The sequence below is a fragment of the Microcoleus sp. D3_18_C4 genome, from assembly GCF_036702355.1.
Taxonomy (GTDB): Bacteria; Cyanobacteriota; Cyanobacteriia; order Cyanobacteriales; family Microcoleaceae; genus Microcoleus.
Map to the genome: position 1 here is coordinate 72,307 of NZ_JAUBTF010000020.1, position 14,449 is coordinate 86,755.

The 14,449-nt window shown below is 45.8% G+C and carries 13 protein-coding genes; 9 read left to right on the forward strand and 4 right to left on the reverse strand.

Annotated elements, in window-relative coordinates; genetic code table 11:
- The first annotated feature begins 132 nt into the window (after positions 1-132).
- Positions 133-978 carry a twin-arginine translocase subunit TatC gene (gene tatC, locus QUA90_RS12605; RefSeq protein ID WP_333390807.1) on the forward strand — a complete coding sequence of 282 codons (846 nt, stop codon included), beginning with the start codon at positions 133-135 and terminating at the stop codon, positions 976-978.
- 667 nt (positions 979-1,645) lie between these two features.
- Positions 1,646-2,872: a calcium-binding protein gene (locus QUA90_RS12610; protein ID WP_333390804.1), complete on the forward strand. Its 1,227-nt coding sequence runs from the start codon at positions 1,646-1,648 to the stop codon at positions 2,870-2,872.
- Between the two features lie 283 nt (positions 2,873-3,155).
- Here the strand turns inward: QUA90_RS12610 and QUA90_RS12615 are convergent, their stop codons facing one another.
- A complete protein-coding gene (locus tag QUA90_RS12615; RefSeq protein ID WP_333044070.1) occupies positions 3,156-3,464 on the reverse strand; it encodes a carbon dioxide-concentrating mechanism protein CcmK in 309 nt (102 codons plus the stop codon).
- A gap of 411 nt (positions 3,465-3,875) precedes the next feature.
- Positions 3,876-4,193: a DUF3067 family protein gene (locus QUA90_RS12620; protein ID WP_333327341.1), complete on the reverse strand. Its 318-nt coding sequence runs from the start codon at positions 4,191-4,193 to the stop codon at positions 3,876-3,878.
- A gap of 213 nt (positions 4,194-4,406) precedes the next feature.
- Between QUA90_RS12620 and petC the strand changes: the two genes are divergently transcribed.
- The 6 genes from petC to QUA90_RS12650 all read left to right on the forward strand — a co-directional run bounded on the left by petC (position 4,407) and on the right by QUA90_RS12650 (position 9,537).
- Entirely contained in the window at positions 4,407-4,949 is a 543-nt protein-coding gene (petC, locus tag QUA90_RS12625) for a cytochrome b6-f complex iron-sulfur subunit (RefSeq protein WP_333390801.1), read from the forward strand.
- A gap of 165 nt (positions 4,950-5,114) precedes the next feature.
- Positions 5,115-6,104 carry a cytochrome f gene (gene petA / locus QUA90_RS12630; protein ID WP_333327347.1) on the forward strand — a complete coding sequence of 330 codons (990 nt, stop codon included), beginning with the start codon at positions 5,115-5,117 and terminating at the stop codon, positions 6,102-6,104.
- A gap of 105 nt (positions 6,105-6,209) precedes the next feature.
- Positions 6,210-7,061, forward strand: coding sequence for an alpha/beta fold hydrolase (locus QUA90_RS12635; protein WP_333445789.1), 852 nt, complete (start codon positions 6,210-6,212; stop codon positions 7,059-7,061).
- Between the two features lie 111 nt (positions 7,062-7,172).
- Positions 7,173-7,616: a photosystem II protein PsbQ gene (gene psbQ, locus QUA90_RS12640; RefSeq protein ID WP_333327352.1), complete on the forward strand. Its 444-nt coding sequence runs from the start codon at positions 7,173-7,175 to the stop codon at positions 7,614-7,616.
- A gap of 334 nt (positions 7,617-7,950) precedes the next feature.
- Positions 7,951-9,003 (forward strand): FAD-dependent oxidoreductase, encoded by a 1,053-nt coding sequence (locus tag QUA90_RS12645; RefSeq protein WP_333445791.1) that lies wholly within the window; start codon positions 7,951-7,953, stop codon positions 9,001-9,003.
- A 51-nt stretch (positions 9,004-9,054) separates the two neighbouring features.
- A complete protein-coding gene (locus tag QUA90_RS12650; RefSeq protein WP_333445793.1) occupies positions 9,055-9,537 on the forward strand; it encodes a hypothetical protein in 483 nt (160 codons plus the stop codon).
- Between the two features lie 198 nt (positions 9,538-9,735).
- On the opposite strand, the gene QUA90_RS12655 is transcribed toward QUA90_RS12650, so the two are convergent.
- Together QUA90_RS12655 and QUA90_RS12660 are read right to left on the reverse strand one after the other, a co-directional pair.
- The gene (locus QUA90_RS12655) at positions 9,736-10,152 is read right to left on the reverse strand and encodes an NUDIX hydrolase (protein ID WP_333445795.1); all 417 of its coding nucleotides are present in this window, start codon (positions 10,150-10,152) and stop codon (positions 9,736-9,738) included.
- 287 nt (positions 10,153-10,439) lie between these two features.
- The gene (locus QUA90_RS12660) at positions 10,440-13,082 is read right to left on the reverse strand and encodes a M1 family metallopeptidase (protein WP_333445797.1); all 2,643 of its coding nucleotides are present in this window, start codon (positions 13,080-13,082) and stop codon (positions 10,440-10,442) included.
- 224 nt (positions 13,083-13,306) lie between these two features.
- Here QUA90_RS12660 and QUA90_RS12665 point away from each other — a divergent pair, with 224 nt between their 5' ends.
- The gene (locus tag QUA90_RS12665; protein ID WP_333445799.1) at positions 13,307-14,389 is read left to right on the forward strand and encodes a class I fructose-bisphosphate aldolase; all 1,083 of its coding nucleotides are present in this window, start codon (positions 13,307-13,309) and stop codon (positions 14,387-14,389) included.
- Positions 14,390-14,449: the final 60 nt, after the last annotated feature.

The window sequence follows — 14,449 nt, forward strand, 5'->3', positions numbered from 1 at the left end:
AGAATAAAGAATGAAGAAGGAAGTCGGAGCAATTATGAAATAACTATTCTCAATTTCCAATTTCCAATTAATTACCACTTTCCAATTACCCCTTTCCTCTTCCCAATACCCCTTACCAATTACCCATTCCCTATGACTGCTCCCTCAAACTTGGAGACACCCGAACAAGGTTCCGACAACAATCTCGAAGCAATTAGCCCGGAAAACAGCATTGCACCAATCGCAGGCGGTGCGATGGGTTCTCGCAACTTAGAAAACGAATTTCTCGACGAACTTCCCGACGAAGTTGAAATGTCTTTATTCGATCATTTAGAAGAATTGCGGCAGCGACTTTTCTACTCGCTAATTGCAGTAGTAATCGCTGTAATCGGTTGCTTTTTCACAGTTAAACCCATCGTGCAACTGCTAGAAGTACCGGCAGGGCCCGTCAAGTTTCTGCAACTAGCTCCCGGCGAGTATTTCTTTGTTTCTATCGAAGTAGCCGGATACAGCGGTTTGCTCATCGCCACTCCGTTTATTTTTTACCAGATAGCGCTGTTTGTTCTCCCCGGCTTGACTCGGAAAGAACGCAGGTTGCTGGGGCCTGTGTTTTTCGGTTCGAGTTTCCTATTTTTGGGCGGGTTAGTATTTGCTTACATCGCTCTGATTCCGGCGGCGCTCAACTTCTTTGTTACCTATGGAGCCGATGTTGTAGAGCAGTTGTGGTCGATCGACAAATACTTTAAATTTGTGCTCCTGTTAATGTTCAGCACTGGCTTAGCTTTTCAAATCCCGATTGTCCAAGTATTGCTCGGAGTTTTGGGCATAGTTTCTTCTAACCAAATGCTCTCCGGCTGGCGCTATGTAGTCTTGGGAGCGGCAGTTTTGGGAGCGGTTTTAACGCCTTCTACTGACCCTTTAACGCAAAGTCTTTTAGGAGGTGCGGTGCTGAGCTTGTATTTTGGCGGGGTTGGTTTGGTGAAGCTTTTAGGGCGATGAGAATTAAGAATAGCAGACAATGTAAAAGTTACCGAACATCTGAATTTTAAAATTGTCTGCTATTTTTAGCCGAGATTGAGATTGTTGTCAACTTTTCTTAAAAACATTGCTTCAGCTATTTTGAGGGCGAATTCCCTATTTACTTAAGTAAGCTTATAAACATTGTGTAAAGCTAAGCTTCTCAGCTATTTGAGTAAGTTGATTGTTTTATCTGATAACCTTTGCTGATTTAGTGTCTGTTTGATAAGTATTTAAAATAAAATATAAAATTCACATTAGCAAACTTTAGTGTTAGGTGTCTGGGGTCAAGGTTTTGAGCCTTAATTCACACTATTCTTTAGGCGATCGGGCTGGCAATCATAAGTTATTTTAATGATTGAGTTTTTAAGGTTTACATGAAGATTTGAAACGAGCCAATCCTGAGTATTCGAGCGACAGATAACATAGAAATACAGTGAAATTACTGAATAATGTAAAACCTCAGCAAGAGAGTCAAGCTGGCTCACTGAAGTCTAGCTATATCTTTTGAGTTTCCTGGCTGCCTAAGATAGGAGACTTGTTGGTTTTGTGGGTGGATTTTTTAGTAAGTTCACTTTAAAAATCCACACTGTAGAGTTTTACCTTTTTGACGGTTTCAGTTTCTTAATCTCAATCGGAAATTAAATATATGGCACCTGGCACTACTGGCAATGACACCATCAATGGCACTACTGGCAATGACACCATTTATGGCCTGGCTGGGGATGACGCTCTCAAGGGCCTGGCTGGGAACGACTGGCTCTTTGGCGAGGATGGCAATGACGATCTCACGGCCGGGGGTGGCGATGATATTCTCTATGGCGGGTTTGGCGATGACTATCTCTATGGCGACGGTGGCTATGGCGAGGTTGGCAATGACTTGCTCAATGGCGGCGCGGGCAATGACGATCTCTATAGCGGCGATGGCAATGACACTCTCAATGGCGAGGTTGGCAATGACGAACTCTATGGCGGCGCGGGCAATGACACTCTCAATGGCGGCGCGGGCTATGACACTCTCATTAGCGACGCTGGCAATGACTTGCTCAATGGCGGCGATGGCATCGACGTAGTATCTTTTATTTTTGCAACAACTGGCGTCAATCTCGATTTGGGGTTAGGTCGGGCTTCCGACGGGCAGGGTGGCATAGACTCGCTCTCCGGCATTGAAAGTGTACTCAGTACTGACTATAACGATACTCTCATTGGCGGAGACATCAGCGAAACGTTCTTTAGCCGGTTTGGCGATGACTATCTCGATGGCAAGGTTGGCAATGACGGGTTCTATGGCGGGTATGGCAATGACACTCTCAATGGCGGCGATGGCAATGACACTCTCAATGACGAGGTTGGCAATGACTTGCTCAATGGCGAGGTTGGCAATGACTTGCTCAATGGCGGGGCTGGCAATGACTTGCTCAATGGCGGGGATGGCATCGACACATTATCGTACAGCAATGCAGGAACGGGTGTCTATCTCGACTTGGGGAATGTCGGCGACGGGTCTGGGTTAGGTCGGGCTTCCGACGGGCAGGGCGGCATAGACTCGCTCTCCGGCATCGAAGTAGCGATAGGTTCTAGGTATAACGATACTCTCCTTGGTGGATACGGCAGCGAAACGTTGATTGGCGGGGGGGGCGCTGACAAGTTTAGGCTTTGGAGGAGTTCGGGAATAGATACTATTGCTGACTTCAAACCAGGTGAAGATAAACTGTTGGTACGTTCTCGCGATCCGTTTGCAGACATCACTTTTGGGTCGATTAATAATGGTTTAGATACCGAGATTCGTCAGGTTGGAGCCATTAACCCTATAGGGATTCTGAAGGGAGTTTCGAGTGCTTCTATCATTCCTGCCCGTGATTTCATGACTGGTTGATTGTATGGTCTGCGTCGAGCGATAGGTGAGAACAATCGCCTAAAACCGATGAGGAATATCGCTTTTGTTTGAGTCCAGAGCCCCCTAAATCCCCCTTAAGAAGACCCACTTTGAGAAGATTATTGTCCCCCCCTTAAGAAGGGGGGCTAGGGGGGATCTGGGCCGATCCGATGCTACCGGATTTGATATGAATTAGCCGCAAAAAATATAGAGACGCGATCGCCCGCGCCTCTATAATTACTAAAAGTTAAAATTCCACACCAAAGTTTTGTCAAAACTTTGACTACATTCGGAACTGTTCTACTTCGGGAGTGTAGCCGATCGGCAAAATGTAATCCAGATTCTCGTGGGGACGAGCAATTATGTGATACGATAGCAACTTTCCGCCATCGACCTTTTTAACTGATTCAATTCCAGCAGCAACGGCTGCTTGCACTTCAGAGACATCTCCTCGCACTATAATTGTCCAGTAGGCGCGGGTTATTTTCTCATAGCGAACTAAAGTAACACGGGCTGCTTTCACCATTGAGTCCGCAACTTCTACTGCAGCGGGAAATCCTAAGACTTCAACCATTCCCAGTGCAACACCCATTACAACATTCTCCTAAATTTCACAAGATATCTGACACTCATTGTATGTGAAATTGTTGACAGAAATTGCTTCGGATGATTTTGGTAAGCTAGAAGTCCGATCGCCCAAAATTTAAAAAGCCCCTAAAAAGCCCCAGAAACTGTTGTGGCATTTAAATCCCACAGTTGGGGGCGCGCAGCAAAGCCCGCCACACAAGACTTTGAATCAAAACAACTGTGCAAATTAGATGCGCCACAGCTTAGTTTCTCACCAGCAGCAAGTCGTATGACAAGCTCGCCGATCGATTTTCGGGACTTTGGGCTCAACTAATCCAGCCGCGGCGCGACACAAAACTTTAGGGAACTCCCCCAGATCCCGGCTGTGGAGTCCATCTAAAATCTAAAATCTAAAATCTAAAATCGACTGACTGATTCAAAACTCGTCTAGCAACCATTCCGAGGCTCTTTCACCCAAATCTAGAGGAATGCTGACAGCTTTACCCAAGCGGGGGCGATCGCGAGTAGTCACGATATATTCTCTCACCTGTTCTGTGCTCCCCCAGCCGTTGAGGTAATTGGCCACCGCATCCAAATGCTCGAAATAATCAGCCTCCGTCATCGGAAAAGATGCCTGTTCTAAATATTTCCACATAACTTGCACAAAAATCTTGCCCCGTGTTCGCCGCAATCTGATATCGTAAGACTTTCCCCATTTTTCTAGCAGTAGCTGGTGTAAATCCTTACCCGTCATGGTTGCTCCTGAGTTAATCCATTAAACAATAAAAGACAAAGTTCAAAAAATGTAATAATACTCTAATAAAGGCTGGAAGGCGCATTCTTAAAAGGAATTTTCGCGGCCTAAAATTTGTGCGAGCAGATTAACGGCAATTATCCCAGTTGTCTGCACGTACAGGTTCGCTAACAGCTAACAAACAAACGTAACTTAAAACCGTAAAGGCAGGTCATGGCTCAATCTTCTGCTGGAAATCCCGATGTTCCCGATATGGGGCGTCGCCAATTTATGAATTTGCTGACGTTCGGTACAGTCACAGGTGTGGCACTGGGCGCACTCTATCCCGTTGTCCAATATTTTGTTCCTCCGGCGAGTGGGGCAGTTGGCGGCGGAGTGACAGCTAAAGATGCTTTGGGTAACGACATCATCGTTAGCGAATATTTGACTTCGCACCCGGCGGGCGATCGCAGCTTAGCCCAAGGTCTCAAAGGCGACCCCACCTATGTTGTGGTGAAAGAAGACCAATCTATCGCCGACTACGGCATCAATGCAGTCTGCACTCACTTGGGTTGCGTCGTGCCTTGGAATGTTAGCGAAAACAAATTTATCTGTCCTTGCCACGGTTCTCAATACAATAATGAGGGCAAAGTGGTGCGCGGCCCCGCGCCTTTGTCTCTGGCCCTGGCCCACGCCACTGTCGCAGATGACAAGATCGCTTTTACAACTTGGACAGAAACAGATTTCCGCACCGGCGAAGCACCTTGGTGGTCTTAAACTATTTTGGATTTTAGATTTGAGATTTTAGATAGGGGGTGAATGGTGAAAACCACAGATAATTGCATCCCTAAAGCAGTCTAATAATCCAAAGTCCAAAATCCAAAATCCAAAATCCAAAATCCAAAATCCAAAATTGTCTGACCTTTGAGATTGAATACTCTAATGCCACAAACTAATTTATCTGCGATATTTCGCCGCAGTGCCAGGACGATCGCGAAAACAGCCTTAATTGCGATCGTAGCCGCAGGATTTTTCCTCACCAGCGACATCGCACTTCCCCAAGCAGCTTTTGCTTACCCTTTCTGGGCTCAGCAAACAGCACCCGCTACTCCCCGCGAAGCCACAGGTCGCATTGTTTGCGCTAACTGTCACCTCGGTGCAAAACCGACTGAAGTTGAAGTACCGCAATCTGTTTTGCCTGACACAGTGTTTGAAGCTATTGTCAAGATTCCCTACGATACTAGCGTGCAGCAAGTTGTCGGCGACGGCAGCAAAGGTGGCTTGAATGTGGGTGCAGTTGTGATGTTGCCCGAAGGTTTCAAGATTGCTCCCGCTGACAGAATTCCCGAAGAAATGAAGGAAAAAGTCGGTGATCTTTACTTCCAACCTTACAGCGAAACCCAAGAAAATATTGTTTTAGTGGGCCCAGTACCGGGAGAACAGTATAAAGAATTGGTATTCCCAGTTTTGTCCCCGAATCCGGCAACTGACAAGTCTGTTCACTACGGCAAATACCAAATTTATGTTGGTGGCAACCGCGGTCGCGGTCAGGTTTATCCTACTGGCGAAAAGAGCAATAATACTGTTTACAATGCTTCGGTAGCTGGCAGCATTTCTAAGATTGCTCAACCGGAAGCTGGCGGTTATGAAGTGACAATTCAACCTGCTGAAGGTGCAGCCGTTGTTGATACGATTCCCGCAGGCCCAGAACTGATTGTTACTGAAGGACAAACAGTTGCAGCAGGCGAACTTTTGACGAACAATCCTAATGTGGGCGGCTTCGGTCAAAAAGACGTGGAGATTGTGCTGCAAAGTGCCGATCGAGTTAAAGGATTGATGGCTTTCGTGGCTATAACCATGCTGGCTCAAATCATGCTGGTTCTCAAGAAGAAACAGGTCGAAAAAGTTCAAGCTGCTGAAATGAATTTCTAAACGCGGCTGTAATTAGTTGGGTAAGGTGTTCTATGCACACCCAACTATTAGGTAAGTAGGGCGGGTATTCCCCGCCTTATTCTTTGATAAATAACCAGTAAAATAATGTTAATTGATGAGAAGATAGTTGAAGTAGGCCCGCTGAAATGGTTTTATCGGGAAACAAATCCGGTTAACGAAACTGGTAAACCGCCCGTACTGCTGCTGCACGGTTTGCCGTCCCAGAGTTTTACCTGGACTGTAATGATGCCGGATTTGGCTGCACAGGGATTTAGATCGATCGCCCCAGATTGGGTGGGTTACGGGCGATCGACCAAACCAGACAAGCGCGACTTTGCCTACACTCCCGATGCTTTTGTTGACGCCCTCGCTGGCTTTATTCAAGCTATAGAATTAGACCGATTTTACCTCGTTGTCCAAGGATTTTTAGCTTCAGCCGGCCTTCAATACGCTTTACGCAATCCCGATAAAATTGAGCGTTTAGCCATCATAAATACACCAGTTTCAGCAGATATAAAATTGCCTTGGAAAATGCAGCAGTTGGGGCTGCCTTTTATTGGCGACATGATGACTCAAGACCCGCTTTTGGTTGACAGAACTCTAGAAGGTGGCAGCCGCCAGACAATATCAGACAAGGATTTAGATGTTTACCGTCGCCCGTTTTTGAAGAGTTCGGATGCAGGTCGATCGCTGATGAATACAGTCCGCAATATTCAATTGCCGCAGTCTATGGCCGAAATTGAATCCGGCTTGAAAGCATGGACTCGACCAACTTTATTTGTGTGGGGTTTGACAGATCCTTGGCTGAGTGTTGAACCTGCTAAAAAGCTAGTCGCTTCCCTGCAAAATGCAGAGTTAGTCACACTGGAACAAGCGGGGCATTATCCTCAAGAACATTGGTCAGAAAAAGTTGGCGATGCTGTGATAACTTTTCTGCGCCGCCAGGAGGTAAAATAATATTTTGTACATAACTCTCGGTGCTAGGTCAGTGAACCAGCTCCTCGCCGAGCTGCATTTCCAGGCAGAGCCTGAGAACGAGAAATCTAAAATCTAAAATCTAAAATCGATATGACTCGTCCCCGTTCAATTTTTGCCTTGATGATGGCGTTTTTGATGGCATTTCTGGTTAGTTGCAGCAGTGTCGAAGCAAAAGTTCCAACGACTTACACAGCAGCCCAGACCCAGCAAATTCAGCGCTATGTTCCTACCCTGACCGAGTTCCGATCGCGCATGGATAAATTGGGCACTCTAATTCAACAACGGAATTGGATTGATACCAGAACTTACATTCACGGGCCTCTAGGCGACTTGCGGAACACCATGAAAACCGTCTCTGCGAGTTTGTTGCCTAGTGCTCAACAACAAGCTGTTGATTTAACTAAGAGTTTGTTTACCGATTTGGTTAACATTGATCTTGCTGCTAAAGAGCTTGACTATGCAAAAGTCACGGCCAGCTATCAGAAAGCTGTCAATGATTTTGATACCTTCTTGCAGCTAATTCCTAAAGCTTAATAGCTTTAGGGCTTTGTAGGCTTGGCAATTGATGGGTGTCAAATTAAGACTGAAACCCATAATAAATATCGCTTGTAGTCGAGTCTAGATCCCCCCTAACCCCCTTAGTAAGGGGGGGACAAGAGTATTCAAACTCCACCTTAAAAAGGGGGGCAGAGCATTCAAAGTCAACCCCTACTCCCCTGATTAAGGGGGATTTAGGGGGATCGAGACTTTGACACAAACGATAAATAACAACAGAGGGTTTTACTGTTAATTTGACACGTTTTACGCTCAGAAGCCTACGAAAAACTTCTATAAAATCTAAAATCTAAAATCTAAAATCTAAAATTGAATGGTTCGCGTTGCAATTATTGGTTGCGGTATTATTGGGGCTTCGATCGCCTTTGAACTAAGTCAATTTCCCGAACTGAAAGTTACTGTGTTCGACAAACAGCCGCCGGCACAAGGTTCTACTGGCGCCGCACTCGGTGTTTTGATGGGAGTTATCAGCCACAAAACTAAGGGTAGAAATTGGCATTTGAGGGAAACCAGCCTTCAGCGCTACGAAACTTTGATTCCTGAATTGGAAGCAGTTACGGGGCGAAAAATTCCTTTTAACAAACAGGGAATTTTAATGCTTTGTTCGGAGGGAGAGGATTTAAGTAAGTGGGAAAAGTTGATAGCCACTCGCGACTCTCAAGGTTGGCAATTGGAACTTTGGGATGTGGAACGAGTGCGCGATCGCTGCCCTCATCTCTATTTAAATGATAAGATTATTGCTGCGATTTATTCGCCTCAAGATCGGCAAGTCGATCCGACGGCGCTAACTTTGGCTTTGGTTTATGCTGCTGAACGAAATGGAGTAATGTTTGAGTTTGGGGTGCCCGTTGAAGCAGCGGAGATTGCTGCTAGTTTGGAGTTCGATCGACTAATTGTGTGCGCTGGTTTGGGTTCTGCTGCTGTGACTGCATCCTTAAATCAGTTGGTTGACATTCGCCCGGTGTTGGGACAAGCCCTGCATTTGCGATCGGCCAAGCCTTTAGGAAACCCAGATTTTAGGCCAGTAATTACTTGCGATGACGTTCACATTGTGCCTTTGGGAAATCAGGAATTTTGGGTGGGGGCGACAGTGGAGTTTTCCGAAAATGGCGGGGAAATTCAGGCGAATGCTGATATGTTGGCGCAAGTGATGGCGAGGGCGATCGCACTTTGTCCCGCCTTAGCAGAAGCGGAAATCATCAGGAAATGGTCAGGATTGCGCCCGCGGCCGGAAGGGCGATCGGCCCCAATTATCGAGATGCTTCCCGGTAACGATCGCGTTCTCATCGCCAGCGGCCACTATCGCAACGGTGTTCTGCTAGCCCCTGCAACAGCGCGATCGATTCGAGAAATGATTTTGCAATAATTAACAAATATTAATACAATCAAGATAGCAATTCATATCTTACAGCTAAATATGTCCGACAAACCTTTAGGTAAACCGCGCTCTTTGTGGCGAGTAATTTTGCTGTCTGGAGTCAGCTTGCTGCTATATTATGGATGGTACAAATGGATTATTCAAGAAGAATTGCGTCGCTATAACGGCATCGGTTGGTCGGGAACCCTTTGCTTGCTTCCCTTTGTTTTAGGAGTAGCCGTCCCTCAAGCTTTGCGGATATTCGACCCTGACGTTCCCGGATGGTTTGGTTGGTTTTCCTTGCTGGGTATTGCTTGGATTTACATCGTGCAGTTCAAACTTTACAAGACAGTTAACGAATTGTACCGCCAAGAAGGAATCAAAGAACCCCTAACAGTTTGGTGGCTTTTTGTACCAGGTTTAAATTTAGTTGTCGGCTTGCGACAAATTCACTTTTTGAGCCAGTTTTGGGCGAGAAAACAGGGAATTGAAGTTACGGATAACTTAGCCGAAAGTATTCCTTTTCTGTCAGCTAACGCTTAAGGGGAAACTTTTCGCACTGATATCATAAGTTTGTAGGGTGCGTCAGTAATCATAGCTCTATTTTCCAATCATTTAGCTGACGGACGCACCCTACAAGTTTATACTAAGACCAAAAAGTGGTTGGACGCGCGAAGAATTATGGCGCTAAGATGCGCCGAGGCGCACCTTAGATAATTAGGTTCTGCATCCATGAGTAAATTACCAGAACCGATTCGGCAAATCCGCCAAAATGAGTTTGAGTTCCGGTTCATTAACCCGCTTAATTGCTTTAGGAATACTTACCCACTGCCGCTTTCTCTTGCTAGCTTCCGGCCAAATTTCTAGAACTGCTTGGACTTGCATTAAAAATACTTCTACCTGACAAGTATAGCCGGATTTTTGATACTCGTAAGTTCCCAGCAAATCCGGGAACACTTTACCCAACAAACCTGCTTCTTCCCAAGCTTCCTTGGCAGCGGAATCTTGGGGAGTCATATCAGTTTCAATTAATCCTTTGGGAATCACCCAGCGCTTGCTAGCCGAAGAAGTAATCAGCATTACTTCAATTTGTCCGTTTTGAATGCGATAGGGAATTACCCCCGATTGATCAACCAGTAAAGCGATTTTTATACTCATAATTTCTGCATATTTCTGGCTGCAAAAGCTGCTGTAACCTCATGAAGGGTTTACAACTAAAAAATAAAAACAGCATCCTGATTCTCGACAATTGCAAAGTTGAGATAGCAATAAAGTGGATAATAAACATATTTGGCTTTTCCTGCTTGTCGAAAAGAGGAAATTCCCATGCACTCCCACTGAACAATAATATTATTATAATAACCAGGTGCAATCCTCTACCGACAAGCAGATAAAAGCCGATCGCCAATATCTGCCTTTACCTGGGCCGGTATGGGGTTTTACACCTAATCTTTCTTCGCCTTAGCCTCCAAATTTTCCATCCGACTCCTCAAATCTTGATTCTCCTTTTTCACCTGGTCTAATTCCTCCCGCAACTGCTTGACCGCTGCATCAGAACCAGCATTTTTCTGCACTCTTTGCACAGCTTCATCAGCCATGCGGCGGACGCGGCCATCGGGAGTTTGGTCAGCTAAACAACGCAAAATGCGAATTGCTTTGCGAGTTTGCATTTGTCCTAATCCCGCTACTACAGAGACTTGAGTCAAGAAAAACGTCTCTTTAGATAATTCTGCCAATCGCTGCAAAATCCGTTCTAAATTGACCTTCGTTTGACCAGTTGAAATTGTGCCCAAAGCTCGAATTGCAGCCAAGCGCAAAGCTTGCGGAGTACCCGCAGCAGTGTATTTCAATATTAAATTCAGCGCATCTTCAGAAGTTTTCATCTGCGCCAAACCTGCGATCGCACCCGATCGCACTACCTCATTCCACCCCTGACGCTCTTTCAGCACCAATTTTAACTCTTTGAGTACCTGTTCGTCGGTTGGTTTTTCGTCGGGGTTAGCTGCTGAGATTCCGCCAATAGCAGTCGCTGCGGCTGCTTCTACATAATAGCTGTCGTCGCCTTTTTCGACGATCGATCTCAGCGCTTTATAAGTTTCGTGAGTTTGGATTTTACCCAGCGCATTCACCACAGCGCGACGCACACGAGCATCTTTATCTTTTAAACCACTTACTAAACCTTCAAAAACTTGGTCGAGTTTAATTTCAACTAACTGACCGGCAACTTCAGCCCGTACTGCCCAGAACGGCTCTTTCTTGAGAACTTCTGACAGCGTTTTCACAGCTTCCAGTCCTCCCTTTTTCGCCAAAGCTTGGGCAGCGTAAATCCGGGAAACCGGGTCGGGATCGAATTGCAACTGAGCTTTTAGTTCCGCCATTCCATACTCTAAAACAACAGTTTTTAAGTATTTATTGCCGACATCAAAACTGATAAAGGCAGGCTTCTGTTCTAGGGGAAAATAGAAGCTTTGCTCGCGCTCATGCACTCGGACTATGAAAGTTTTTAGGTTCGGGGTTGAAGGTATCGAACTGTCATCATCTGCTTCTTTTTCCGGCTTGTAACCGAAGCCAATCGGAATTTTCAGATCGAATACATCTTTGCTGTTGCCGTTGCCGTTGCCGTTGCCATTTTTGCTGTCTTTTACCTGAGTTTGCGTTACAGTAACTTTGGCTAGTTTGTTATCTCCGTCCCAAGAATAAGCAACCTTATAATCTGGATGACCGCCACGATAAACGTACTGGTCAAACAAAAACATGAGATTGCGACCAGTAGCTTTTTCTATCGCCCTGAGCAAATCGATCGTTTCTACAGTTTTGTGAGCGTTATCCCGCACAAAAGTGTGAATTGCTTTGTAAAATAATTCGTCGCCCAACTCGGCGCGAATCATGTGATAGACACAAGCACCTTTTTCGTACAAATGGCGATCGTACAATTCAATGGCTTCGCGGTAAACGTGAGTAACGATCGGGCGACGGTAGCGAGAACTATCTTCAGCTAAATAATTGCGGGCTTCATTTAACATATAGTAAGCCGCGTCTTCTTTGCCATATTCTTGGTCAGTCCACAGCACCTCGGAATAAGAAGCCATGCCTTCTTTTAGCCAAGCATGAGACCAATGTTTAATTACTACTAAATCCCCGAACCACTGGTGAGCCAATTCGTGGGCAACTAAGCTTTCAGTGCCACGATTGTCGAGGCTGGCGCGTTCGTCTAACAAGCACCTATCTGTCAGCAAAGTTGTGGAAGTATTTTCCATACCGCCGAAGATGAAATCATCGACGCAGACTTGAGCGTATTTGGGAAAAGGGTAAGGATAGCCAAATGCTTTAGAAAAGAATTCAATCATTTGAGGCGTTTTGCCCATGCTGCGCTTAGCGTCTGCTTCGCGGCTTCTTTCCACGTAATAATTAACGGGTTTGCCGTTCCATTCGTCTTTGATTTCGGCAAAATCTCCGACTGCTAAGGTCATTAAATACGTCGGGTGTACCTGGGTTTGTGACCAGTGATAAATTTTATCGTCGCCTTCGTTTTTTGTACTAATTAATTCGCCGTTGGAAATAGCAAATAATTGTCTCGGAACTTGCACTCGAATTTCCGAAGTAGCAAGTTGTCCAGGATAGTCGAAACAGGGAAACCAGAAACGGGAATCTTCGTCTTCGCCTTGAGTCCAAACTTGTGTTGGTTTGTCTGGATAGTGTTTGTCCGGGCCGACGAAATAGAGGCCGCGCTGGGGTTTTTCTACCGAGTATTCGATCGCAATTGTAATGGGTTGGTAAGCTTCTGTTGGTTCGTGTAGTTGAATTTGCAGCACTTCGCCATCGCTGTCGAAATTTTGCTCAATTTCGCCGACTTTGACTGATTTAATATTCAGGTTGACAGCATCTAAGGTTAATTTGTCAATACCGCTGCGGACTGGATTGATGCGGATGCTACAAGTGCCACGAAAGCTTTGTTTGGGAATATTCAGCACTAAGTCGAGGAAAATGTGCTCTACTTGACCAGGGCGATCGGGATTGTAATGCGGCCGAGCACCGGGCATCTCGAAGGATTTGTTACCGTTTTCAGAATCAAAGTAAGTGTGTGACATTGTGATGGCAAAGTTGTGAGTCGATCGGCGATCGCTGGCAGCGCCGATCCGGCTGAACTGCCAGCTTATTATAGAGTAGCGCGTCCTAGCTGCTGTTGTCGCTAACTTGTTAAAAACTGGGTCTATCGTTGAGGGAATGGAAAAAATGATTTTTTCGCTACAATATCAGCAAGGTTAATGTCTGCAATCATCAGCCTGCAATTGAAATTGAGAGGGAAATCTGTATGACAGCTACACTATCAGTTCCCAGTTCGATCGAATCTTGGCTTGGCGACGAAGCCAAAGACTTGCTCACCCATCAAGCAAAAGTTTCTAAAGATTTGTTGCACCTGCCGGGCCCGGATTGGGTCGATCGCATTTTTGCTCAAACCGATCGATCTCCCCAAGTTTTGCGATCGCTTCAGCAACTCTATTCTAGCGGACGCTTGGCGAATACTGGCTATTTATCCATCCTGCCAGTAGACCAAGGAATCGAACACTCAGCGGCCGCTTCTTTTGCACCAAATCCCATCTATTTTGACAGCGAAAACATCATCAAGCTAGCAATCTCTGCTGGCTGCAACGCTGTCGCGACCACCCTGGGAGTTTTGGGAAGCGTATCTCGCAAATACGCGCATAAAATCCCTTTTATTGTCAAGCTCAATCACAACGAGTTGCTAACTTATCCCAATCAATTCGACCAAATAATGTTTGCTTCCGTTGAGCAAGCTTGGAATTTGGGAGCAGTTGCAGTCGGAGCAACCATTTATTTTGGTTCCCCGGAATCGACGCGACAAATCCAAGAAGTCAGTCAAGCTTTTGCCCACGCTCACGAATACGGAATGGCGACAATTCTGTGGTGCTATCTCCGCAACGATATCTTTAAACAAGACAAAGATTATCACGTTGCAGCCGACTTAACTGGGCAAGCAAATCACTTGGGAGTGACAATTCAAGCTGACATTATTAAGCAGAAATTGCCAGAGTGCAATAACGGCTATGCAGCAGTTGCTAAAGCAACCGACAAGAGTTACGGCAAAACCGACAAGCGCGTTTATTCGGATTTGACAACGGATCACCCGATCGATCTAACTCGCTATCAAGTGCTCAACTGTTATGCGGGAAGGATGGGTTTAATTAACTCCGGCGGTGCTTCCGGGAAAAGCGATTTTGCAGAAGCAATTCGCACGGCGGTAATCAACAAGCGCGCTGGCGGCTGTGGCTTAATTTCCGGTCGCAAAACTTTTCAGCGTCCCTTTGAAGAAGGCGTAAAATTGTTCCACGCCATTCAAGATGTTTATTTGTCGCCAGAAATCTCGATCGCCTAACAATTTACCGCACAGAGATTGGCCTCAATGTCACAACCTAAACCTAGCGTGCACTAGGCG